Genomic DNA, 22621 nt, shown 5'->3' on the forward strand with positions numbered 1-22621 from the left:
AATTTAGTTTTTGTTTAATGTTTTGATGGTATCGTTGTGTGAGTATATGATACCATTGATGATATCAAAGAAAATAAGGCCAGAGGATTTCTCATTTGGGTTAGCTGGCTTAGACATTAATCGATTTCGCTCTCTACTTTTTGGCTGCATTGTTACTTCAAAGGCATCTTTACCAACTATATTCCGGGTGTTGTAGCCAATAACCTCGAGGTTGTGATTTAAATCTGGATAGAAAAAATGGATTTTAGAGTACTCAGAGAATAGATCGAAACGTTGAAAATCTTTAGTCCAGTTATAAAAATAATACTCACTATTAAAGTCGGTAATTTTATTGCCTTTACCAATTTCAGCTATTTCAATTTTTGTAAATTCCGTATTTAACAACGAATTACTTAAGCGCCCAATTCTTACTTCTTTTAAGTTAGCAAAACTATAACTGCCACTAATAACTGTCTCTGCATTAAAATATCCATTATCAAAATCAATAATACTAAGTGTATTACCAAGTGCTTTAAATCTTAGTTTAGAATTTCGAATATTCATCGTAGCACGATTATAAAAATCATCCATAAAAACTAAATTTGAGTTTTCTATAGTAGCTCTTACGTGAATGTTTTTTGGAATTTTAATGACCATTTTAGAGATGATAAGATTATTAGTGCTCTTATTCCATCTTTCAGCCTGACTAGGTTTTATATTTAATGCTTCTCGTATTTTATTTCTATAAATAGATTCTGAGTATTTTATTTCGTGTAAAATAGAGTCTAGCGACTTTCTTATAACCGGTTTAGGAAGAGAATCTTTTAAAAATTTCTTTTTATCAAATCGATCAATTAGTGATTGTTGATGATTATACACACTAGGACTAAAATTAGATTTTGATTTAGTAGAATACGTAATTTTATTATCTTCTTTTTTACCTGAAACTAATAAATGCTTTAACTGTCTTTCTTTTATCTTTTTTCTAACATTTTTAAATTCTATCGTATATTCTATATAAACTTTTTCATCTGGCGATTCAATGACTTTGGCAGTTGTGTTATTTAAGTTTAAGACCAAAGTAGTATTTGCATTAGTACTGAAGTTTTCTTTGTAAATGGTATGTTTTTCATCCATTTCAATTCCAGACGGCTTTTGAGCGTAAACAACTGTTGATGTGATGAGCACCAACAATAAGATTTTAAATTGATTTTTCATGCTGTTCGTTTTTTTGATTTAAAATTTTGATGTGCTTTTGAATATCTTTTAAAATTTGAAGTCGTGTCTGTAAATTATCGACCAAAGCTTCTATTACTAAAATGTTATTAGAATCTTCTTTAAACTGAATCGAAATATCTTGGTAATCTGCATCTAATTCATCTAACTTTTTTCTAAAGCGTTCTACTAAAACCTCATCTTCAGCAATGGCTAAAAAATTCTGCCACTCTATTTCAATATTTTGGAGGTACTCTGCTTCTACAGCTTCAATTTGTGCAACCATTGGTGACACCTCTTCTATATCTAGTTTTGAATAAAAAATGCTAAAGCCTATAGTTAGTGCTACCAGTAATACAGCTGCTATTCTCAGCCAAGAAAAAGAAGTTTTCTTTTTACTTGGTTGCTTCTGTAGTTTTTCTAAAAACTCAGTTCTATGATTTTTAGGAAGCGATTTTAAGCTATCTTCCTCTTTAAATAAATCTCTAATATCTTGCTTCATTGTACTTTACTTTTAAAAGTTCTTGTAGTTTTAATTTACCGCGTCTTAAATGTGTTCTCGACGTTTTTATAGGGATTTCTAATATCTCAGAAATCTCTTCGTGATCGTAACCTTCAACTAAATAGAGTTGTACTACTATTTTATGTTTTTCGTTTAACTGTTCAATAGCATTTAGAATATTTTGCTTAGAAATTGAGTTATCAAAATCCCAATTATCATCATCTACAACTTTTAAATTTTCTACCTCATCATTGCTGAATTCAATTTTTCGTTTCTTTAAAACATCTAAACATTGGTTAATGATAATTCGTTTTAACCAGGCACCAAATGTGGCATCTGGCTTATAACTATCCATATTTACAAATGCTTTTAAAAACCCTTCTTGCATGGCATCTTTAGCATCTTCTTCGTTTATGAGATAGCGACAAGCAATTGTAAACATGGCTTGTGCATACTTATCATAAACTTGCATTTGCGCAACCTCATTTCCTTTTTTGCAAAGTTGAATAAGCTTAGTGTCTAATTTGTGCATTTGATTGATTAGCGGTTCTATTTATAAAAACGAATAAAAATTAAAAGGGTTTCAAATTTTAGATAAAAAGATTGAATTTAATTGAATATGCCTAAATTTAGAGTAAATTAAATTTATCTAACCTAACGATGAGTCAAGATTATAACAATCCTGCGTTTAAAAAACTACTACAAAAACTTCAAGAAGAGAGTTGGCAATTAGAATTGCTAATTTCTGGTTTTGCCATATTTGGTTTGTTTACTGCTTTTCCTCATATAAGAATCGCAGCAACTGCAGCTCAAAACGATGATAAAATATATTCGTGGATAGTACTTACTGTAGTTATGGTCTCTTGTGCTATTCTAATCTTCAATCTTCTTCTACATGTAGTTTTAAGAGGTCTATGGATTGGTGCTTTGGGATTAAGATATGTCTCTGGTGATATTGACTATGAAGAACTTAATTATAGTCAAAAATTCACAAAATATCTAAAGAAAAAAGTTGGTTCTTTTGACAGGTACATTGCTAGATTAGAAAATTATTGCAGTATCATATTTGCCATATCGTTTTTATTAATTTTCTATGTTCTGGCGTTTACATTTAGTATTATATCTATTGTACTGATTATAACATCCACGCTAGACAATGATTCTATGAATGAAACTTTAGGGCTTTGGATTGGAATACCATTACTTCTATTTTTTATAACCGGAACAATTTTAACTTTTATTGACTTTTTGACCTTAGGTTGGCTTAAGAAAAAGAAATGGCTCAGCCGAATTTATTTTCCAATGTACTGGGTATTTAGTAAAATAACATTAGCTTTTTTATATCGTCCTCTTGTATATAACTTCTTAGATAATAAATTTGGAAGAAGGGTTAGCTTGGCTCTTGTTCCTATATATATTTTAATAGTATTCGCTTCTACATATTCTTATAAAACTTCTAATTATTTTAGTAATGACATGGAATCAAATAGTGTTATAGCCAATAGCAGAAACTATGAAGATGCGCTTACTGAGGACACCTTCATTGAAGATGTTGCCATTAAATCTAAAGTAGTTACCGTTAATTATTTAAAAGTTTTTATGGTTATGGATGATGATTTTGACGATTATATATTTGACCTTAACCCTTCATTAAAACCTGAAGATGATCTTAGAGGATTAAAATCTAGAATATATACCAATTCTACAGTCTCATGGTCTAAGCGTGACAGCCTAAGAGAAGCTTATATAAAAACTTTAAATGAAGTTTTTATAGTAGAAATTGATTCTATTAATTATAACAGTGAATTTATTGTAGGTGAAAGTACTAATGGACAAAAAGGCTTTGAAACTTATGTTGGTATTAAAAACTTACCAATAGGCAAACATTTATTGAAAGTACTTAGAAAACGTATTAGAAAAAAAGACACAAACCAAGTCTATTATTCTAGGATACCATTCTGGTATTATCCAAATTAAAAAGTCATCCTCTTATTAAAATAGTGTTTTAATAATGGCACTTGGATACTAAACATTATCGCCAAGAATACCACTGCATACATTAGCGATGTAGAAAAATTGAATGATATTTGCTCTAAAGGATTAGAAACATTTGATAAATCTATACGGTCTAACCAACTACTATTTGTTGCCGGTTCCATTAAATAAATATAGGCAACCAAAGCAATAAATCCACCAGCTATAATAAACCAAATAGGTTTTGATATTAGAGGCTTATACTCAGTAATTGTTGAATTAGAAACAGCTTCTACTTTAGACATTACTTTATCTGTAAACTCTATAGATGGTTTTTCTAAAGTATCAGCAGACATTAGTTTATCTATTAATTCTTCTATTTTTTTCTCATCGCGTTCCATAATTCAAACTGTTTTGAGGTTGTAAATACTGTTCTAATATAACAGCTAATTTTTTTCTAGCTCTAAAAAGCTTCACTTTAACTGTGTTTGCTTCAAGATTAATAATCTTAGATATTTCATCTAAGGATAACTCTTCAAAATAAAATAGTGTTAATAATGCACTACTATCTTCTGGTAGTTTATTAATACATTGCTTTATAAGTGTGCTCTTTTCTTCTTTAATAATATTATCTAATGCATTATCTATTGTATCTAACTTATTAAAAGTATACTCGTCTATAGCAACATCATTAAAATGTTTCTTATTCTTTTTAATACGATCTAAGCACGTATTATAAGTTACTTTATAAATCCATGTAGAAAACTTAGAGTCCCCTTTAAATTTACCTAAAGATTTAAAGACTTTAATAAATGTGTCTTGTGCTACTTCTTCTGCCTCTTCCTTATGTTTTAGCATACGTATTGCTAAAGTATAGACCAAATCTTTATAACGATCCACAAGCTGAGCATACGCTTTTGTGTCGCCTTTTTCTATAGCTGTGATTAATATTTGATCGTCGTTGGTGGTCATTTTGTATTAAGACGACTACTTTATATATAAGGTTACACAAATAGATTAATTTTATTTTTTTTGAAAAAAATTGTAACCTCAATTAAAAACTTGTCGTCTTAAGTTAAGAACACATAAAATTAATCAATTAAAAAACAAACATTATGAGTGAAGAAATATTAATACCGTTAAGCTTGTTTGCATCAATCTTTGGAATCGTTTACTTATACTTTTCTACTAGAAATAAAGAACGTTTAGCTTTAATAGAAAAAGGTGCAGATGCAAGCATCTTTAATATAGGAAAACGCTCTGGATCTTCTTGGAAAGTCATTGTTTTAAATTTAGCTTTCCTTTTAATGGGTATTGGTTCAGGAGTATTTATTGCCAATATATTAGAAACTTACACTGGTTTAGATGATAATGCTATATATCCAGCAATGATCTTTTTAATGGCTGGTGTTGGATTATATGTAGGCTTTACACAAACTAAAAAAGCACTTGAAGATTAAAATACTAATTCATCAATCAAATAGAAAAACGCCTCAATACTGAGGCGTTTTTTTATGGCATAAAAAATGTATCTATAGATTTATATGTCAACATTTGTTATGCTGAATTTATTTCAGCATCTTTAATTCTATTAATAATCTTGCTTTAAGACTCTGAAACGAGTTCAGAGTGACAAAAAAACATCATTACAATTATATGAACTTTTACAAATTTCTATTCTTATTATTGTTTTATCAACTAGGACACTCTCAGATAACGGTTAAGGATAGCATTACAAAATACCCTGTTAGTTATGCGACAATCTCTTTTGGTAATGGTAATGGCATTTTCGCAGATGATGAAGGTCAATTTTTCTTTACCAAAAAACTTTATCCAGATATCGATTCGCTTTTTATTTCGGCATTGGGTTTTAAGAATCTTAATATCTCAACAGAGAATCTTTCTGATGAATTATTTCTTCAACCTGAAGCAGATGAGCTAGATGAAGTTTTAGTTGGAATTAAACTCGATAGAAAGTATAAAAAAGAAACTCTAAAACCTTATTTAGACGATGATTATTACAATTGTTGGCTACCAACTATAGAATCTGAAATCGCCGTCTTTTTCCCAAAAACAACCTCTAAAGATCAAGAGCTTTTAACAGTACACTTTCCTATTGCTTTAGAATCTAAAGATTGGAAAAAACGTAAAAAAACTAATAATGAGAAGAAGAAATTTTCAACCTTATTTAAGGTAAAATTCTATGCTAATAATAATGGCATTCCTGGTAAAGTATTAACCTACGAAACTATTGTCTTTAGAGCTACTGAAAAAAATGGAGATGCATATGAGTTAAACGTAGATGATTATGATATTTACGTACCTAATGACGGATTGTTTGTATCGCTTCAAGTCTTAGGCTATACCAATACATCAGGAAAATTATTACCCAACAAAAAGTATAAAGAGATTGAATCTAAAGGTGGTGGCACTATTAAAATTCCAACAAATTTTAGGCCTTTACTACCTTTTACAGATGAGATTGACACTAAAAACACCTATATAAAACGTGTTTTTATTAATGGTAATAACTGGACAAAGTTTGAAAAAGGTAATGGGTTACAATCTAGTTTACTAAAAAGAGATTTATATAATTATGGCATTGGTTTAACTTATAAAACCTATAAAGAAGAATAATCTTTTGTAATTTTCGCATTGATTATATTATGGATCTAACTAAACACTGTCAACTATGTGACCATCAGAAAGTAGATTTTAAAACAGGTACCTATTGTGGGTTAACCAACAGAAAACCAGAGTTTCATATAAAATGTGTAAATGCAAAATTTGATAGTAAACTAGAAAATGAAATTAGTAATATCAATATAGATTATGAAGGTATACTAAAAATTAAATGGCGCTCTTATATTAACTTCATTGCATTTTCAATTCTTGGGACATTATTAATTTTGGCTGGTTGCTATATTGGTTTATTCTTATTTAAAAATTGGAATTATGGTCACAAATATGATAGATATCTCGGCTCTGCTTCTGTAGTATTAATATTTGGAAGCATATTATTTGTATTTCCTATTGCAACAAAATACTTATCTCACTATATCAATAATTTTAAACTTACTAAAGCTAAAAAACAAAACCTCGATAAGGTTTTAGGCCTTTATAACATTAAGTATAATATTAACATTAGTTTCCCGAAAAAAAGTAGTGATGATGATTATATAGAAGTAGATTTAAAAATTAAGAAATAATATCATCTTGAAAACAAAAACCGTAACTAAATCAACCAAATGGGTTTTACCAATTATCATTTTTTCTCAATTTGGTTGCACTTCGCTTTGGTTTGCAGGTAATTCTGTTATTGATGACTTAATTGCATCATTTAATTTAAGTTCTGATTCCTTAGGCTATATCAGTTCTTCCGTTCAATTTGGATTTATTATTGGCACTCTTATTTTTGCCATTCTTACATTAAGTGATCGTTTTTCACCATCAAAGGTGTTTTTTATTTGTGCTGTTTTAGGAGGTGTTTTTAATCTGGGTATTTTATATGCAAACAACACATTTTCAACACTTCTCTTATTCAGATTTCTTACTGGTTTTTGCTTAGCAGGTATTTATCCAGTAGGAATGAAAATTGCAGCCGATCATTTTGAAAAAGGTCTAGGTAAATCACTAAGCTTTTTAGTTGGTGCATTAGTATTAGGCAAAGCTTTTCCACATTTTTTAAAATCTTTTGGAGTTGGTTTTAATTGGGAAATTGTTATTTGGTCCACTTCTTTTTTAGCTTTTTTAGGTGGTTTATTGATTTTAGTCTTTGTGCCAAATGGTCCATATCAAAATTTAGCAAAAAAGTTTGATGTGTCTAAAATATTCAAGGTTTTTAACAATAAAACATTTAAATCTGCCGCTTTCGGATACTTTGGACATATGTGGGAACTTTATGCCTTTTGGACCTTTGTACCTATTTTTATTTCGGCATATTCTCAACTGCATAATACACCACTCAACATCTCTCTATTATCATTTATAATTTTAGCTTCTGGAACTATATCTTGTGTTTTAGGAGGTTTTATTTCAAAAACCTATGGCACAAAAAAAACAGCAGTTTTATCCCTTACAATTTCTGGTTTATGCTGTTTACTTTCCCCTATATTCTTTTTAATAGATTCTAATATAATATTTATTGCCTTTCTTATTATTTGGGGAATGGTCGTTATTGCAGACTCACCTTTATTTTCAACTTTGGTTGCTCAAAATAGCGACTCACAATCAAAAGGCACAGCTTTAACCATTGTTAATTGTATTGGTTTTGCTATTACTATTGTTAGTATTCAATTGCTGAATTTTTTAATAACTGATAATAGTAATGTACAATTTGTCTTTTTGATTTTAGCTTTAGGACCGATAATAGGATTAATATATTTGAAGAAATCGTAATCTACTCCACCTCAAAGTCAAAATAAGTTTCAGTAAAAGGCTCCCATCTTAAGGTAAAATGCCACCATTCTTTAGAATAATTTCTAAAATTATGTTTTAGCATTACGGTTTGTAACAATTGTCTATTTTTCTTCTGCTCTTCTGTAATATCTTTATAATCCACCCACGATTGTTCACCAAAAAAATCATACGGGCTTCCCATATCTAAAGGCTCGCCAGTTTCACCATCTGCTATAGTTAAATCTATAGTACTACCTCTACTATGCCCAGAACGGGATGCTATATAACCTTCTTTAAATAAATTACGCTTATTTACTCTTGGATAAAATTGCTGTTTGTTTATAGTATCATTAAGTTCTTTTGCCCAACGGATAAAATGATTGACGGCTCGTTGCGGTCTATAGCCATCATAAACTTTTAAACAAAGATTATGTAGTTGTAATTCTTCTTGAACGAGTTTTAGTTTTTCCGCAGTACCATTTGTAATTATTAATGTATTAGCCTTGTAACCATCAATTGTATCACCAACAAAGTTATTTGTAGAATAATAACGTAATTCTACATCTAAATCTGGAATTACAGAATTAGCATAAACAAATCCCTTAGGTAATGACTGATTTTGATTAAAACCCAAGGTTAAAATAGCAAACCCAACTAAATATATTAATGTTTTATATCTCATATCTAAGCCCTAATTTAGTTAAAAATATACTATGGACTTGTTTTCGCAAAAGAAACAGCATTTTAATCTACCAAATGCTGAACTCATTTATATACCCAATGCTTTTTCTAAACAAGAGGCAGATAATTATTTTAAAACCATAGAAACTGAAACCAACTGGCAACACGATGATATTACAATCTTTGGTAAAACCTACAAACAGCCAAGGTTAACAGCTCTTTTTGGAGATTCTAATCGATCTTACAGTTACTCAAATATTGTGATGCATCCTGAGCCTTTTACTTCAACACTTAAAGTTATAAAAGAAAAAGTTGAAAATTTTACAGATGTTAAATTTAATACGCTACTAATTAATCTTTATAGAAATGGTAATGATAGCAACGGCTGGCATGCCGATAATGAAAAAGAATTAGGAAAAAATCCCATCATTGCTTCTGTTAGTTTTGGTGAAGCAAGACCATTTCATTTTAAACATAGAACTTTAAAAGATCATCGTCATAAACTAACTCTAGAACATGGAAGCCTATTAATAATGAAAGGTGAAATGCAACACAATTGGTTACATCAAATTGCAAAAACTAAAAAAGAGATAAAACCGAGAATTAATCTCACTTTTAGAAAACTGATAGATTTATAAAAACAAAAAACCGAGATCCCTCAATCTCGGTTTTTCTAAAATTTGCTTTTTTTACTATGTAAGTAGATTTAGGGTCTCTAAGTCAACATAACATAATGCAAATATTAATTAATTAATCCATTGAACTAAAAACTAAATTTTAGTACATGTCAAATATATAATGAGTTTTTAATTATAACGTCTAAAATCACATTTAATCGATGAAATACATTTAATTTTAACATTTAAAGATGAAATAATGTATTTCATCGATGAAATACATTTCGTAAATGACTCAAAAAACACTAACTTCTATAATAATTTGGTATAAAAATTGTTTAAAAGTTTAAATATCAATTAACTTTATAAACATAAAAATCATAAGATGAAGCTTTATTTTATAGTTGCCTTTTTTTTTATTTCTCTAATTAGCTTTTCACAAGAGACATTACAAGCCGAATTATTTTCTGAAGAAGAACTCTCAATTAATAAACATATTGATGGAACTTTATTAATGCCCTTAAATTTAGATTCTAAAAAACCAAACTTAGCAATTATAATAGCTGGTTCTGGTCCAACTAATAGAGACGGAAATCAAAATTTTTTAAAAAACAATTCACTAAAAAAACTAGCCGAAGAGCTTTCAAACAACAATATTGCCACCTTTAGATATGATAAACGCATCGTAAAACAAATTAGACAAGGTAATGTCGATAATGATATTATGTTTGATGATTTTGTTACAGATGCTTCATCTGTTATAGATTACTTTAAAGAGAAAGATTTATACTCAAAAATATATGTTATTGGTCATAGTCAAGGGAGTTTAGTTGGTATGCTTGCTGCAAAAGATAAAGCCGATGGATTTATTTCCCTAGCTGGTGCAGGTCAAAATATAGGTAATGTAATTGTAGAGCAAGTTACTAATATGGCACCAAAACTTGGTGAAGAGGCACAAAAAGTTGTCAATAAATTAAAGGATGGACAAACAACTACGGATTATCCAAATGCATTAGCTTCTGTGTTTAATAGCGATATTCAGCCATTTATGATAAATTGGATGAAATACACGCCAACAGAAGTTATAAAAGAGTTAGAAATGCCAGTTCTAATAATAAATGGCACAAAGGATCTTCAGGTTTCAGAAAATGAAGCAAAATTATTAAAAGAGGCAAACGAAAAAGCGACACTCACAATTATTGAAAACATGAATCATGTCTTAATTGAAATTAAGGGTGATGATTTAGAAAACTCAAAGTCTTATAACGAATCGTATAGACCTACTTCAACTCATCTAATAATTAGTATTGTAGAATTTATACGATCTTAAATATTATTAAAACTTCCTATAAATGAAAAAGCATCCCAACCACGAGATGCTTTTTTCTAACTAACCAACCAATGTAATGTTACGATTTTGTAGTGTGTTGCGCTGTGGCAACTATCATAATTTTCATTACACTTAGTATATTACAAATGGCGTGCCAAACTTCATTATTTATTTTTTTTATAAAAATTGTAACAAAACTGAGGTTACATATACTTATATGTTATATCTTTATGATATCATTTTAATATCATATTGATTTTTAATGATTATTAACCAATAAACTACAAGATTATGACACGAGCATGTTCAAACTTTTATCGTTTTAAAAGAATGGTATTTAGCGAACTGCATGTGACATCTGTAAAACATTAAACACAAAACACATGAAAGAAGAAAAAATCATCGTTCCGGCAAATGGCTACTTAATGCTATTTATGTTTTTAATATTATTCTTTGGAAGTATTGTCCTAATTCCAATTACCGAAACAGGTTGGTCTGCTTTTGGTATAATAGCAGCTTTAATTTTAGCATTTGGTTTTTTAATGGTGCAACCAAATGGATCTAGAGTATTACTATTATTTGGAAAATATGTTGGTACTATTAAAAAAAATGGATTCTATTGGGTAAATCCTTTTTACACTAAAAAGAAAATATCCTTAAGAGCTAGTAACTTTGACAGTGAACGTCTTAAAGTAAACGACAAACTTGGAAACCCAGTAATGATTAGTACTATCTTAGTATGGCGAGTACAAAATACTTACAAGGCTGCTTTTGATGTAGATAATTATGAGAATTTTGTACGTGTACAAACAGATGCAGCTGTGCGTAAACTAGCGAGCATGTATCCTTACGATAATTTCGCCGATGAAGGTCTTGCAGAAGACATTACCTTAAGATCTAGTGTCAATGAAGTAAGTAATGCTTTAGAAAAAGAGATTGATGAGCGTTTGTCTATAGCTGGCATCGAAGTATTAGAAGCACGAATCGGTTATTTAGCTTATGCGCAAGAAATTGCTAACGCTATGTTGAAGCGTCAACAAGCGACAGCAATAGTAGCAGCTAGGCATAAAATAGTTGAAGGTGCTGTGAGTATGGTTGAAATGGCCATTGAAGAGCTCAACAAAAAACAAGTTGTAGATTTAGATGAAGAACGCAAAGCTGCAATGGTAAGTAACCTAATGGTCGTACTTTGTGGAGATAAAGACGCTTCACCTGTCCTAAACACTGGTACTTTAAGTCACTAATATGAATCAAAAACAAATACTTTCTATAGGTATAGGATGTGCATTAGGCACTAGCGTCGGCACAACAATTGGAGCTGTTTCTGGCGATATCGCTATAAGTACTGTATACGGCTCAATGTTCGGAACATTTATAGGTGTTGTATTAGCATTAGTGGTATTTAAAGAAAATAAAACAGAAGAGTAAAATGAAAGAATATAAAGTAGTAATACCAAAATTAGGTTTTAAAAATAGAACTCAGAAATATGAAGATCTTCTCAACCAATATGCAAGAGAAGGTTGGGAAGTAAAGCATATAGGGCAGAATTCTCCAATGATTATTTTTGAACGCGACAAAAACAGATAATGCGAATTTTTAAAGAAGAACAACGATTTAACCAATTATGGCTCATCATACTTATAATTATAAGTACGATGATGCCAATTGGTATTATAATAGGAACTTACATAAAGAACCCTAAAAGCTTTTCTTCTATAGAATTGGTATTATTAATTGGTTTAATCCTATTTGCTTCTGGCTTTATATTTCTATTTAAGTTATCTACAAGAATAGACGAAAAAGGAATACATTATAAGTTCTTTCCATTCCATTGGAGTTATAAAATTACTGCATGGCATGATATTAATAAGGCCTATATACGAAAGTACGATGCATTAAGTGAGTATGGAGGTTGGGGATTTAAAGGTGGTAAGCTTTGGAATAAATCTAAAGGAAAAGCCATAAATGTATCTGGTGATATCGGAATTCAATTAGAATTAAAAAATGGCAAAAAACTTTTGATTGGCACACAGAAGAAAAATGAAGTTGAAAGTGTTTTGGCTACTTACAAAACAAAAATTAATCATGATGGCTAAAAAGAAAGCATTTGCATTACGTATAAATGAAGACATGCTCAAAGCTGTTGAGAAATGGGCTGCAGACGAGTTTAGAAGTACCAATGGGCAAATAGAATGGATGTTAATGCAATACCTAAAAGAGCATAATAGGCAACCTAAAATAAAAGACAAACCGTTAGATAAAAAGTGATTAGAAATAATCACTTTTTTTATGCGCTTTTAATTTGGTATTTTGCAATTCTAAACTAACTAACATGGAAAATCAACCTGTATTTACTAACGATGCCATTGTATTTGGCTTGTTGATGATAGCCTTAGGCTTTGTCTTTTTTACTGAATCTAAAAAAACTGGATTTTGGCATAAATTCTATCGCATTGTTCCTGGGTTATTGATGTGTTATTTAATTCCAGCTATCTTTAATTCTGTTGGTTTAATTTCGGATGAAATTTCTCAGACTTATTTTATTGCAAGTCGCTATTTGTTACCCGCATCTTTAGTATTACTTACTCTTAGTATTGACTTAAAAGCCATATTCAATCTAGGGTGGAAAGCTTTAGTCATGTTTTTTACAGGTACAGCCGGTATTATTATTGGAGGTCCAATAGCCATTTTATTAATTTCAGCCTTTTCACCAGAATCGGTTGGAGGAGTCGGTTTTGATGCAACTTGGAGAGGTCTAGCGACTTTAGCAGGAAGTTGGATTGGTGGTGGTGCAAACCAGGCTGCCATGTTAGAAATTTATGAATTTAACCAAGAACTTTATGGAGGAATGGTATTAGTAGATATTGTAGTTGCTAATATTTGGATGGCAATTATTTTACTAGGTATCGGCAAACGAAAAAAGATAGATAATTGGTTAAAAGCAGATAACACAGCAATTGATGAGCTGCAGCATAAAGTTCAGACATTTAGTGATAAAATTACAAGAAACCCATCCCTTACAGATATAATTGTGATTTTAGCATTCGCTTTTGGAGCTGTTGGAATTGCTCATTTTGGAGCGGACAATATCTCTTCATTTTTAAAAGACAATTTTGAAGCTGTTAGTGACTCCAAAAGTGCTTTATCTTCTTTTGGCAGTGGTTTCTTTTGGCTCATTTCTATTGCAACTCTTATTGGTGTTTTATTATCTTTTACTAAAGCTAAAAATTACGAAGGAGCTGGTGCCAGTAAAATAGGAAGTGTATTTATATATATTTTAGTTGCAACTATTGGCATGAAAATGGATTTAGGTAAAATTTTAGATAATCCTGGTTTAATATTAATCGGTCTAGTTTGGATGGCTATACATGCTGGATTATTAATTTTAGTAGCAAAACTTATTAAAGCTCCATATTTCTTTTTAGCTGTTGGGAGTCAAGCTAACGTTGGTGGAGCTGCATCTGCTCCAGTTGTCGCTGCAGCATTTCATCCTTCTTTGGCTACTGTGGGAGCTTTATTAGCCGTTTTTGGTTATGTAGTTGGAACCTATGGAGCAATTCTTTGCGCAGAGCTCATGAAATTAGCTGCATCAGGTTAGTAATTTTAAATCTAAAATTAGATATTTGTGCATCTCTTACAACCAAGCATTTATACGAAGTTGTAAACTAATTATTAATACCAAAAATGACAAAATTAAATAAAATTCTAAGCCTCATCACATTAGCATTAATTACTGTTTCTTGTAGTAAAGAAAAAGAATCCAACTTTACCTTAAAAGGTCATATTAAAGGTTTAAAAAAGGGAGTGGTTTATCTTCAAAAAAATGGTGATTCTACCGATATTATAGATTTAGACTCTATGCAAATTAAAGGTGAACCAAATTTTAGCTTACATACAAATATTGATGAACCTATATTAATGTATTTAAAATTATTTAAAAATGATGGAGCGGAACATTACATTCCGTTTTTTGCAGATAAAGGCGTTACAGAAATTAATACCTCTTTAAAAACTTTTAATTATGATGCTAAAATAAAAGGTTCTAAGCAACAAGATTTATTAAATGAATATAAAGAAATGATAACTAAATTCAACAATCAGAATTTAGATCTCTTAGAGGCTAATTATTTAGCACAAAGAGATAATGACACTATAGCTTTAGACTCAATAATTAGAAGAACTAATAGTTTAATAAAAAGGAAATATGCTTTTATTATTCAATTTGCCATGAATAATAAAAACAGTGAAATAGCACCATATATAGCTTTATATGAAATGCCAAATGCAAATCCTAAATACATAGATTCTGTATATTATAGTTTAAATGATACTATTAAAAACTCATACTATGGAAAAAAATTGAATGAAGTAATTTCTAATAGAAATCCAGTAGAATAGATAAGTTTAAAATAAAACCAATAAAAAAATCCAATCTTAAAAGATTGGATTTTTTTATTAAGAGTATAAAGCTCTTTTATTTCAATTTGTTTATTTTTTCAATAAGATCTCTACCTTTAGATTCTAAATCGTTATTAATGGCTTTGAAGTGTGTTTTCTTATCTTCTACACTTCTATCATTAACACGAGCAATAAGCTCATCAAAAGTAGCAATAGCTTCATCGATTATAGCTTCACTTTCCTTAGTTGGTTTTTCAGTATTACTTAATTCCCAAACGTAAACAGCTTCAATTATATCGCCTAATACGTAGTTTATATCTTTTTTTAAATCTCTTTTATTTGCCATAATTTTATTAATTTAATAAGTTACACCTTTACAAGTTTGTTAAGGTGAATTTAGTTGCAAAAATACTAAATCCTTAGATTAAATCTTTGAAAACAATTCTAAGTTTTAAACATAAACTTCGAGAAGTTTAGCATACTTAGTATTTAAATTATATTTTTTGATTGCAGCAGGTAATAATAATGTTTCACCTTTAGCTATAATTTCATTGGAAACCTCTGTTATAACTTCTACTTCACCATCGACACACAAATAAATTATAAAAGAATCGACTAAATTCTGCTTTTCTATTTTAGAATCTAACTCAATAAAATTAGTAGTGAAAAAAGGACAGCTAACCATTTCATTTGATACATTTTTACGTTTTTTATAATCTACTCTAAAGTTGTCTTTCATATTAAAATCAAACGCATCAATAGCTATGTCGTTATGCAAGTCTCTCTCATTTCCTTTATCATCTACTCTATCCCAATCGTAAACACGATAAGTAACATCACTTGTCTGCTGAATTTCGGCCAAAAGCACTCCGGCGCCAATGGCATGTAATCTTCCGGCTTCAATAAAATAAGTATCACCTTCTTTTACTCTATCAAAATTTAAGATACTAGTAAGAGTCTTACTCTCTAAATGTTGTAGGTATGTTTCCTTATTCATTTCTTGATTAAAGCCTACTATAAGATTAGAATCTTTATCAGCTTGCATTACGTACCACATTTCTGTTTTTCCTAAAGAATTATGACGCTTTTTAGCTAATTCATCATTTGGGTGTAATTGAATACTCAAATCTTCCTTAGCATCAATAAACTTTATAAGCAATGGAAAGTTATTAGCAAAACGTTTATAATTTTTGGAACCCAATAAATCAGATTTATGCATTTCTAACAATTCCTGCAACGGTTTACCTTTAAACTCTCCATTAGAAACAATAGATATATCTCCCGGAACTGCACTTATTTCCCAACTTTCACCTAATTGTTTAGAATTAGAATTTTTATTAAGGTATCGGTGTAATTTTTCTCCTCCCCAAATCTTATCTTTTAGAATAGGTTGAAATTTTAATGGGTATAAAAGAGTTTTCATATAAATTATTCCCCTGAGTAAGTTACAAAGTTACGAGGTGTTTCGTAAAGGGTGATTTCTAAATGAAACTTAGCATCTAATTTTGCTTTTACTTTATTATAGATAACAACTGCGATGTTTTCTGCAGTAGGATTTAAGTCCTTAAATTCGGGTACTTCAACATTTAAATTCTTATGATCAAAAGCATCTTCTACTTCAGACTTTATAATATCTTTTAATATTTTAACATCTATAACATAACCTGTTTCTGGATCAATTTCTCCAGTTACACTAGCAACTAATTCATAATTATGACCATGAAAATTAGGGTTGTTACACAACCCAAAAACATCATCATTTTTCTCAAAGCTCCAGTCTTTTCTGTAAAGTCTATGAGCGGCATTAAAATGGGCTTTTCTATGTACGGTTACCTTCATTTACTAATATTAATAAATTCATAAAACTTTTCAAAAATAATTTTGAACCAAGCCGTGTAATTTTCTGGATGTAAAGCCATATCAACTTTTATGTTTTCTAATGACATCCACTTCCATTCTGCTACTTCATCCTCATTAATTTTTGGTGCATCATTATAATTACCAATCATAATATGGTCGTACTCATGCTCTGTTAAACCATTATCAAAAGGTGCTTTATAAATAAAAGAAGTCGTTTCCTTTAAATCAGTGACAAAACCCATTTCTTCTTGCAAACGTCTTTTACCTGCTTGTAAGTTTGTTTCACCATCGCGCTGATGGCTGCAGCATGTATTGGTCCACAAACCTGGAGAATGATACTTATGCAACGCTCGTTGTTGAAGCATCAATTCATTTTTATCATTAAAAATAAATACGGAAAACGCACGATGGAGAACTGCTTTTTCATGCGCTTCCATTTTTGGCATTAAACCAATCTGATTATCATTTTCATCTACTAAGATGACTTGTTCTTCTGTCATAAAACAAAATTAACACCTAATGATTTAAAAATGGTAAACTAATTCATAAAAAATAGCCGTTTAAAAAATAAACGGCTATTATAAACTTTATTTAAATTAAAGATTATTCTTTGTCTTCATCACAAGTTTTACCATTAATACTAGTAATAATAAACTCGCTACGTCTGTTTAATTGATGCTCAGCCTCAGAACAACTAGATACATTTGTTGGTTCACAGCCACAATCGTTAACCAGTCTAGATTCACCATAGCCTTTAGCAGTTAAGCGCTCTGCAGCAATGCCTTTATCTATTAAATATTGACGTGTAGATTTTGCTCTTCTATCAGATAATTTTTCGTTATATGAAGCTGGACCTCTACAATCTGTATGACTACGAATATCAATATGCATTGTAGGATACTTTGTTAAAACGGCTAATACTTTTTGTATTTCAATTTCTGCATCATATCTAATATTAGATTTATCAAAGTCGAAATAAATAATTGGAATATCTAAAATCTTAGCTAAATCATCACAAGGCTCTATTTCTTGCACGTCTTTTTCTAATAATAATTGAAGCTTTAACTCTTGCTTTTTCTTTGGTGTTGTAAAACGTTTTTCATCTGAGTTATAATTTTCTTTACTTGCCCTAACCAAATATTCCATGTTACAACCTAAATCAAATTCAAAAGTTGCATCATTACCAACTGTTTTACGTTCTATTTCATTACCTTCTCCATCATATAAAATAACTGTTGCATTAGGTATTAACTCATTTGTTTTTAGATCTTGTACCGTGCCAGTAACAAGTTGCTCACACTCCGTGATTTCAAAAGTATAGATATCATCACTTCCTTTACCACCTTCTCTATTTGAACTAAAATAAACGCGCTTGGATACCAGATTTTCGTAATATCCAAAATCGTCAAATTCACTATTTACAGGAGCACCAACATTTAAAACACTAAAGTTTTTATTAGAACTATTAACTTTCTGATCTAAATTTTCTGATTTAAACACATCCAAACCACCTAATCCTGGATATCCATTTGACGAAAAGTATAGGTCACCATTAGTATTCATAAAAGGAAAAGATTCTTGTCCTTCCGTATTTACAGCAGAACCTAAATTCTCTGGCTCGCCTAATGTACCATCTTCATTTACATCTACAACAAAAATATCTGATTGCCCATATGTACCTGGCATATCTGACGCAAAATAAAGCTTAGTTCCTGTGAGGTTCAATGCAGGATGTGCTACACTATAATCTTCACTATTAAAGTGAATTTTATGTATCTCATCCCAAGTACCATCTTCGCTTAATGTTGCTCTATAGAGTTGTAATCTATTGATTCCCGTATCATCCTCCTTGTATCTTAATTTGAAAAAGTTATTTCTAGTAAAGAACATGTATTTTCCATTAGGTGAAAATATAGCACTAGATTCGTGAAACTTAGTATTTACTTTACCTGCAATCTCTTTTACCTCACCGTAAGAAATACTGTCTATTTTTTCTACTGTAAACAGGTCTAAATATGGTTCTTCATTCCATCTATATTTACGACCACCACCTCTGGCCGAAGCAAATACAATTCCGTTTTCATATTCTGTAGTACCAAAATCTGAAAGTTCTGTATTAAATTCTAAGTTAACGACCTCTATATCCTCTCTACTTTGTTCTTCTATATTCGATTTATAATCTACCATAGACATAAAAGCTTTGCCTCTTAAATCGTTTGGTTTAAGTTCATTGAATTTTTTCATCCATTTATCAGAAGCCTCATAATCTTTAATTCCTTTAAGCGCTAAAGCATATCTAAAATAGTATTCTGTGTCTAATACTTCTTCGAGAGCCATTAATTCACCATACCATTTTGCTGCATCTTCCATTTCGTTTCTGAAGTAATAAGAATTTCCTAATTTCTGAAATAAATCCACCGACTTATAGCCTTTCTCTGCGACTTCTAATAGTACTTCACTTGTTTTTACATAAGCAAAATCTCTATAGTCATCTTTAACACTTTGTATTTTTCCGTTTTGGCCAAATACTATAGTAGTAAATATTAGCACAAACGTTAATAATATATATCTTGACATTGTTTTCATGTGGTTCTTTTTAATTGTCTTATCAATGGTCACATGCTGTTCGCAATTGATCATAAATCCTAAGTTATAAAATTTTGAGTTTGCTCGTTTCATAATCATTTTTTTAGAAGAAACGTGGTGATAAAATTCTACCTAACCTTTTAATCTCAAATCGTAATGTAATTTCGTGTGTTCCACTATTATAGTTATTTAATCCTGTTGTTGTAAGGTCATATCCATATCCAATAAACATACCAGGTGTTGCCTGAAAACCAACTAACGCACTTACAGAATCATCCCATCTCCATGCTAAACCTGCAGTAAGCGTCTTTTGAAACCAAAAGTTAGCCGATATATCTGCAATTAAAGGCGCACCAGCAACACCTTTTAATAAAAATGCTGGTTTTAGCTCCGTTGTTTCACTTAGGTTAAATACATATCCTCCTATAAAATAGAAGTGCATTCGTTCTGTAGCAATCGATTCTTGAAAATCATCATAGTGCTCAGTCTCTAAAAAATTAGGAACAGCTAAACCTAAGTACCATTTTCTTGTATGCATGTATAAACCAGCACCAATCATAGGTGAACTAAGGTTTAGATTATTATTAAAAACTACATCTGGATCTTGAAAACGACCTTTACTCCAATCAGTATCTAACATATGTAAACCACCTTTTACACCAAAAGATAGTTTTAAGTCGTTAGCATTAAGAGGTATTGTATATGAAAAATTAGCGTCTAAAAATGTTTCTCTTGCTGGTCCCAACGCATCACTTACAATATTTAGTCCCCAACCTAATCGTTCATTACGAAATGGCGAGTGAATACTTAAAGATTGCGTTTGTGGTGCACCATCAATACCAACCCATTGACTTCTATGTAAACCAACAACACTTAAAGTTTCTCTTTGACCTGCATATGCCGGATTAACACTCAATGTATTGTACATATAATGTGTGTACTGAGGATCTTGTTGTGCAAAACTATCATTAGCACTAATTAGTATAAATACTAAAACTATTAATCCTTTTATTAGTGATGATTTATGTATCATTTTAATATATTTTATATTCAGTGTTAATTAGTCTTATCTATTAATATATAACCATCCAACTCTTGGTTCTGAGCCATCACCTAAATCTAGTACATAATAATAAGTACCAACTGGTAATTTTTTAGGTTGATTAACTACTGCTCTTCCGTTAGAAGTGCCATCCCAATCATTAAGATAACCTTTCTTAGAATAGACAATATTACCCCATCTGTTATATACTTCTAATATGTTATTTGGGTATCGTTCTAAACAATCTATTACAAAAGTTTCATTAACACCGTCACCATTTGGAGAAAACTCATTATAAATAGTTAAACAAATTGGATCTACCATTGCAGTATCTTCATCATTATCTGGATTATCGTCTATTCCACCCACAGAACTTTGAACATAAGCTACGTTTAAGTAATCACCAAATCCTAGTACTTCAACTGTAATTTGAAGAATTTCTACTTGATCTGGATCTAATTGAGTTATTGTCCATTCACCATCAAATTCTGAATAGGTTCCTGCTGTAGAAATAGCTGAAACAAACACATATCCACTCGGTATTTGCTCATTTATTACAATATCTGTCGCAGTTACGTTTCCAATATTAGCAATTTCAATAGTAAATGTTACTTCATCTCCAACTGCTGGTTGTAATTCATCTACAACTTTAACAACTTCTAAATCAAAGATTGAATTTAATATTACAACGGTTGGGTCATCTGGATCACCATCACCATTATCATCTATTTCACTAACATCATTCGGATCATCACTAGTGTCTCTTACATCATCAGCTGGGTCACCTAAATTACCTCCAGGACCTTCACTTGTAACTGTTGCTGAATTTGTCACAGTTCCTAAATCTAAATCATCTTGTGTTATTTCATAAGTTGCCGTGAAAGTTGTGTTATCTATTTGTCCAGGTATTAATTGAGCAATAGGTCCTCCAACTAAATTTAATCCTGGTAATGCATCCTGAACTTCAATATTAGTAAGTACAACATTACCTGTGTTTTCCACAATAAATACATATGAAATAATATCACCTAAACTTCCTGCAATACCATCACCATTAGTATCTGCTAAAGGCAACGTAGTTTTAATTAAACTAATTCGCGGAAATGGCAGGTCTGTATCGGTTGGATCATCATCACTAGTCGCATCTGATGGATCATCACTATCATCACTTACGGGATCTCCGTTTGGATCGGTTCCGTCTGCAGTTGCTTGATTCGTTACAACTCCAGCATTGATATCGTCTTGAGTAATCGCATAGGTTGCCGTGTAAACAATTGTTCCGTTGCCTACTGCCATATCTTCTAAGTCTCCATCTCCGTCTTCATCTGTGCCTCCACTTACATACGTTGGGTTTGGTAAGGTACCGGTTCCTGTAAAGTTTGCAGCACTCTCATTGACACTCACATCAAACACTGTGACATCTCCTGTGTTGGTTACTGTATAAGTATACGTAATAACATCTCCTACACTGACTACTCCGTCTAAGCCTAAGTCTAAACTACTTGTTTTTGTAATACTTAACTCAGGGTTTTGAATAATTTCAAATGCTGTTACATCATTCGTAGGGTCTGAATCATTATTATCACCATTAACAGTATCTATATCATCCGTTTCCTCATTACTAGGATCATTAACAACTGTTACTCCATCTGATTCTGTACCCGTATCTGACACATCTGTAATGTCATCTAATGGATCTAAAAGATCACCACCTATTTGCTCTGCACTTACCGTTGCTGTATTTTCTACACCACCAGCATCTACATCACTTTGTGTAATTACATATGTTGCACTACATGTTGTATTTTCACCAGGTAATAAATTTGATACTAAACATGCAACGGTTCCTAATAACGGATCATCAACCGAGATATTTGTTAATGGTACATTTCCTGTTACAGTTACTGTAAAATTATAAGTAATAATATCATCTACTAATCCAGGGGCTCCTGCAGAAGTAACACTTCCTATACTCTTAATTAACTCTATACTAGCAATCTGTGCTATCGCTGTATCGGTTGGATCATCATCACTAGTT

At 30.8% G+C, this 22621-nt stretch carries 27 protein-coding genes; 14 read left to right on the forward strand and 13 right to left on the reverse strand.

All coding sequences use genetic code 11. The features are described from left to right. Positions 1-3: 3 nt before the first annotated feature. Genes H8K90_RS11720 through H8K90_RS11730 form a run of 3 tightly spaced genes read right to left on the reverse strand, consistent with a single transcriptional unit; the run spans position 4 to position 2228 of the window. On the reverse strand, positions 4-1197 hold the full coding sequence (locus H8K90_RS11720) for a hypothetical protein (RefSeq protein WP_186846143.1): 1194 nt from the start codon (positions 1195-1197) through the stop codon (positions 4-6). Then, the gene (locus H8K90_RS11725) at positions 1181-1696 is read right to left on the reverse strand and encodes a hypothetical protein (RefSeq protein ID WP_186846144.1); all 516 of its coding nucleotides are present in this window, start codon (positions 1694-1696) and stop codon (positions 1181-1183) included. Before H8K90_RS11725 ends, H8K90_RS11720 begins: the two co-directional genes overlap by 17 nt. Continuing rightward, positions 1680-2228 (reverse strand): RNA polymerase sigma factor, encoded by a 549-nt coding sequence (locus tag H8K90_RS11730; RefSeq protein WP_186846145.1) that lies wholly within the window; start codon positions 2226-2228, stop codon positions 1680-1682. The genes H8K90_RS11725 and H8K90_RS11730 overlap by 17 nt, the downstream gene beginning before the upstream one ends. Before the next feature lie 128 nt (positions 2229-2356). Here H8K90_RS11730 and H8K90_RS11735 point away from each other — a divergent pair, with 128 nt between their 5' ends. Then, positions 2357-3673: a hypothetical protein gene (locus tag H8K90_RS11735; RefSeq protein WP_186846146.1), complete on the forward strand. Its 1317-nt coding sequence runs from the start codon at positions 2357-2359 to the stop codon at positions 3671-3673. On the opposite strand, the gene H8K90_RS11740 is transcribed toward H8K90_RS11735, so the two are convergent. Next, positions 3670-4071: a hypothetical protein gene (locus H8K90_RS11740; protein ID WP_186846147.1), complete on the reverse strand. Its 402-nt coding sequence runs from the start codon at positions 4069-4071 to the stop codon at positions 3670-3672. The two genes, H8K90_RS11735 and H8K90_RS11740, sit on opposite strands and share 4 nt — an antisense overlap. Further along, a complete protein-coding gene (locus H8K90_RS11745; RefSeq protein WP_186846148.1) occupies positions 4058-4642 on the reverse strand; it encodes an RNA polymerase sigma factor in 585 nt (194 codons plus the stop codon). Before H8K90_RS11745 ends, H8K90_RS11740 begins: the two co-directional genes overlap by 14 nt. Before the next feature lie 143 nt (positions 4643-4785). Between H8K90_RS11745 and H8K90_RS11750 the strand changes: the two genes are divergently transcribed. From H8K90_RS11750 to H8K90_RS11765, 4 genes are all read left to right on the forward strand, one after another. Beyond that, on the forward strand, positions 4786-5130 hold the full coding sequence (locus H8K90_RS11750; RefSeq protein WP_186846149.1) for a DUF6249 domain-containing protein: 345 nt from the start codon (positions 4786-4788) through the stop codon (positions 5128-5130). 196 nt (positions 5131-5326) lie between these two features. Then, on the forward strand, positions 5327-6307 hold the full coding sequence (locus tag H8K90_RS11755) for a peptidase associated/transthyretin-like domain-containing protein (RefSeq protein WP_186846150.1): 981 nt from the start codon (positions 5327-5329) through the stop codon (positions 6305-6307). A 29-nt stretch (positions 6308-6336) separates the two neighbouring features. Further along, positions 6337-6879, forward strand: coding sequence for a hypothetical protein (locus H8K90_RS11760; RefSeq protein WP_186846151.1), 543 nt, complete (start codon positions 6337-6339; stop codon positions 6877-6879). A 7-nt stretch (positions 6880-6886) separates the two neighbouring features. Further along, the gene (locus H8K90_RS11765; RefSeq protein ID WP_186846152.1) at positions 6887-8068 is read left to right on the forward strand and encodes an MFS transporter; all 1182 of its coding nucleotides are present in this window, start codon (positions 6887-6889) and stop codon (positions 8066-8068) included. 1 nt (position 8069) lies between these two features. Here the strand turns inward: H8K90_RS11765 and H8K90_RS11770 are convergent, their stop codons facing one another. Continuing rightward, positions 8070-8750 (reverse strand): M15 family metallopeptidase, encoded by a 681-nt coding sequence (locus tag H8K90_RS11770; RefSeq protein WP_186846153.1) that lies wholly within the window; start codon positions 8748-8750, stop codon positions 8070-8072. A 31-nt stretch (positions 8751-8781) separates the two neighbouring features. On the opposite strand from H8K90_RS11770, the gene H8K90_RS11775 reads away from it, so the two are divergent. The 9 genes from H8K90_RS11775 (at position 8782) to H8K90_RS11815 (ending at position 15095) form a co-directional block, all read left to right on the forward strand. Then, positions 8782-9387, forward strand: coding sequence for an alpha-ketoglutarate-dependent dioxygenase AlkB family protein (locus tag H8K90_RS11775; protein WP_186846154.1), 606 nt, complete (start codon positions 8782-8784; stop codon positions 9385-9387). A 364-nt stretch (positions 9388-9751) separates the two neighbouring features. Further along, entirely contained in the window at positions 9752-10696 is a 945-nt protein-coding gene (locus H8K90_RS11780) for an alpha/beta hydrolase family protein (protein WP_186846155.1), read from the forward strand. A 383-nt stretch (positions 10697-11079) separates the two neighbouring features. Continuing rightward, complete coding sequence (locus tag H8K90_RS11785; RefSeq protein ID WP_186846156.1) at positions 11080-11940, forward strand: SPFH domain-containing protein; 861 nt, start codon at positions 11080-11082, stop codon at positions 11938-11940. Position 11941: 1 nt separating this feature from the next. After that, positions 11942-12124 (forward strand): hypothetical protein, encoded by a 183-nt coding sequence (locus H8K90_RS11790; RefSeq protein WP_186846157.1) that lies wholly within the window; start codon positions 11942-11944, stop codon positions 12122-12124. Between the two features lies 1 nt (position 12125). Next, positions 12126-12284: a DUF4177 domain-containing protein gene (locus H8K90_RS11795; RefSeq protein ID WP_186846158.1), complete on the forward strand. Its 159-nt coding sequence runs from the start codon at positions 12126-12128 to the stop codon at positions 12282-12284. After that, positions 12284-12793 carry a hypothetical protein gene (locus H8K90_RS11800; protein ID WP_186846159.1) on the forward strand — a complete coding sequence of 170 codons (510 nt, stop codon included), beginning with the start codon at positions 12284-12286 and terminating at the stop codon, positions 12791-12793. Before H8K90_RS11795 ends, H8K90_RS11800 begins: the two co-directional genes overlap by 1 nt. Beyond that, a complete protein-coding gene (locus H8K90_RS11805) occupies positions 12786-12965 on the forward strand; it encodes an Arc family DNA binding domain-containing protein (protein ID WP_186846160.1) in 180 nt (59 codons plus the stop codon). Before H8K90_RS11800 ends, H8K90_RS11805 begins: the two co-directional genes overlap by 8 nt. Positions 12966-13029: 64 nt before the next feature. After that, positions 13030-14295, forward strand: coding sequence for a DUF819 family protein (locus tag H8K90_RS11810; protein WP_186846161.1), 1266 nt, complete (start codon positions 13030-13032; stop codon positions 14293-14295). A gap of 86 nt (positions 14296-14381) precedes the next feature. Beyond that, the gene (locus H8K90_RS11815) at positions 14382-15095 is read left to right on the forward strand and encodes a DUF4369 domain-containing protein (protein ID WP_186846162.1); all 714 of its coding nucleotides are present in this window, start codon (positions 14382-14384) and stop codon (positions 15093-15095) included. A gap of 76 nt (positions 15096-15171) precedes the next feature. Here H8K90_RS11815 and H8K90_RS11820 read toward each other — a convergent pair whose 3' ends face one another. The 7 genes from H8K90_RS11820 to H8K90_RS11850 form a co-directional block, all read right to left on the reverse strand. After that, positions 15172-15441, reverse strand: a complete 270-nt coding sequence (locus H8K90_RS11820) for a hypothetical protein (protein ID WP_186846163.1) — start codon at positions 15439-15441, stop codon at positions 15172-15174. A gap of 105 nt (positions 15442-15546) precedes the next feature. Then, the gene (locus H8K90_RS11825) at positions 15547-16518 is read right to left on the reverse strand and encodes a type I phosphomannose isomerase catalytic subunit (RefSeq protein WP_186846164.1); all 972 of its coding nucleotides are present in this window, start codon (positions 16516-16518) and stop codon (positions 15547-15549) included. A gap of 5 nt (positions 16519-16523) precedes the next feature. Beyond that, positions 16524-16934 (reverse strand): 6-pyruvoyl trahydropterin synthase family protein, encoded by a 411-nt coding sequence (locus H8K90_RS11830; RefSeq protein WP_186846165.1) that lies wholly within the window; start codon positions 16932-16934, stop codon positions 16524-16526. Continuing rightward, positions 16931-17455: an isopentenyl-diphosphate Delta-isomerase gene (gene idi, locus H8K90_RS11835; RefSeq protein ID WP_186846166.1), complete on the reverse strand. Its 525-nt coding sequence runs from the start codon at positions 17453-17455 to the stop codon at positions 16931-16933. The genes H8K90_RS11830 and idi overlap by 4 nt, the downstream gene beginning before the upstream one ends. A gap of 103 nt (positions 17456-17558) precedes the next feature. Then, positions 17559-19634, reverse strand: coding sequence for an OmpA family protein (locus H8K90_RS11840; protein ID WP_246457654.1), 2076 nt, complete (start codon positions 19632-19634; stop codon positions 17559-17561). 10 nt (positions 19635-19644) lie between these two features. Further along, complete coding sequence (locus H8K90_RS11845) at positions 19645-20574, reverse strand: PorP/SprF family type IX secretion system membrane protein (protein ID WP_186846167.1); 930 nt, start codon at positions 20572-20574, stop codon at positions 19645-19647. Positions 20575-20607: 33 nt separating this feature from the next. Then, positions 20608-22621 (reverse strand): DUF7507 domain-containing protein (locus H8K90_RS11850; RefSeq protein WP_186846168.1); only part of this gene is annotated, 2014 nt, incomplete at its 5' end.

The sequence above is a fragment of the Winogradskyella echinorum genome (assembly GCF_014297365.1).
Classification (GTDB): Bacteria; Bacteroidota; Bacteroidia; order Flavobacteriales; family Flavobacteriaceae; genus Winogradskyella; species Winogradskyella echinorum.

Coding starts and splice junctions, on each gene's coding strand:
- H8K90_RS11720 (WP_186846143.1), bottom strand. CDS start 1,197: ATGAAAAATCAATTTAAAATCTTATTGTTGGTGCTCATCACATCAACA.
- H8K90_RS11725 (WP_186846144.1), bottom strand. CDS start 1,696: ATGAAGCAAGATATTAGAGATTTATTTAAAGAGGAAGATAGCTTAAAA.
- H8K90_RS11730 (WP_186846145.1), bottom strand. CDS start 2,228: ATGCACAAATTAGACACTAAGCTTATTCAACTTTGCAAAAAAGGAAAT.
- H8K90_RS11735 (WP_186846146.1), top strand. CDS start 2,357: ATGAGTCAAGATTATAACAATCCTGCGTTTAAAAAACTACTACAAAAA.
- H8K90_RS11740 (WP_186846147.1), bottom strand. CDS start 4,071: ATGGAACGCGATGAGAAAAAAATAGAAGAATTAATAGATAAACTAATG.
- H8K90_RS11745 (WP_186846148.1), bottom strand. CDS start 4,642: ATGACCACCAACGACGATCAAATATTAATCACAGCTATAGAAAAAGGC.
- H8K90_RS11750 (WP_186846149.1), top strand. CDS start 4,786: ATGAGTGAAGAAATATTAATACCGTTAAGCTTGTTTGCATCAATCTTT.
- H8K90_RS11755 (WP_186846150.1), top strand. CDS start 5,327: ATGAACTTTTACAAATTTCTATTCTTATTATTGTTTTATCAACTAGGA.
- H8K90_RS11760 (WP_186846151.1), top strand. CDS start 6,337: ATGGATCTAACTAAACACTGTCAACTATGTGACCATCAGAAAGTAGAT.
- H8K90_RS11770 (WP_186846153.1), bottom strand. CDS start 8,750: ATGAGATATAAAACATTAATATATTTAGTTGGGTTTGCTATTTTAACC.
- H8K90_RS11775 (WP_186846154.1), top strand. CDS start 8,782: ATGGACTTGTTTTCGCAAAAGAAACAGCATTTTAATCTACCAAATGCT.
- H8K90_RS11780 (WP_186846155.1), top strand. CDS start 9,752: ATGAAGCTTTATTTTATAGTTGCCTTTTTTTTTATTTCTCTAATTAGC.
- H8K90_RS11785 (WP_186846156.1), top strand. CDS start 11,080: ATGAAAGAAGAAAAAATCATCGTTCCGGCAAATGGCTACTTAATGCTA.
- H8K90_RS11790 (WP_186846157.1), top strand. CDS start 11,942: ATGAATCAAAAACAAATACTTTCTATAGGTATAGGATGTGCATTAGGC.
- H8K90_RS11795 (WP_186846158.1), top strand. CDS start 12,126: ATGAAAGAATATAAAGTAGTAATACCAAAATTAGGTTTTAAAAATAGA.
- H8K90_RS11800 (WP_186846159.1), top strand. CDS start 12,284: ATGCGAATTTTTAAAGAAGAACAACGATTTAACCAATTATGGCTCATC.
- H8K90_RS11805 (WP_186846160.1), top strand. CDS start 12,786: ATGGCTAAAAAGAAAGCATTTGCATTACGTATAAATGAAGACATGCTC.
- H8K90_RS11810 (WP_186846161.1), top strand. CDS start 13,030: ATGGAAAATCAACCTGTATTTACTAACGATGCCATTGTATTTGGCTTG.
- H8K90_RS11815 (WP_186846162.1), top strand. CDS start 14,382: ATGACAAAATTAAATAAAATTCTAAGCCTCATCACATTAGCATTAATT.
- H8K90_RS11820 (WP_186846163.1), bottom strand. CDS start 15,441: ATGGCAAATAAAAGAGATTTAAAAAAAGATATAAACTACGTATTAGGC.
- H8K90_RS11825 (WP_186846164.1), bottom strand. CDS start 16,518: ATGAAAACTCTTTTATACCCATTAAAATTTCAACCTATTCTAAAAGAT.
- H8K90_RS11830 (WP_186846165.1), bottom strand. CDS start 16,934: ATGAAGGTAACCGTACATAGAAAAGCCCATTTTAATGCCGCTCATAGA.
- idi (WP_186846166.1), bottom strand. CDS start 17,455: ATGACAGAAGAACAAGTCATCTTAGTAGATGAAAATGATAATCAGATT.
- H8K90_RS11840 (WP_246457654.1), bottom strand. CDS start 19,634: ATGAAACGAGCAAACTCAAAATTTTATAACTTAGGATTTATGATCAAT.
- H8K90_RS11845 (WP_186846167.1), bottom strand. CDS start 20,574: ATGATACATAAATCATCACTAATAAAAGGATTAATAGTTTTAGTATTT.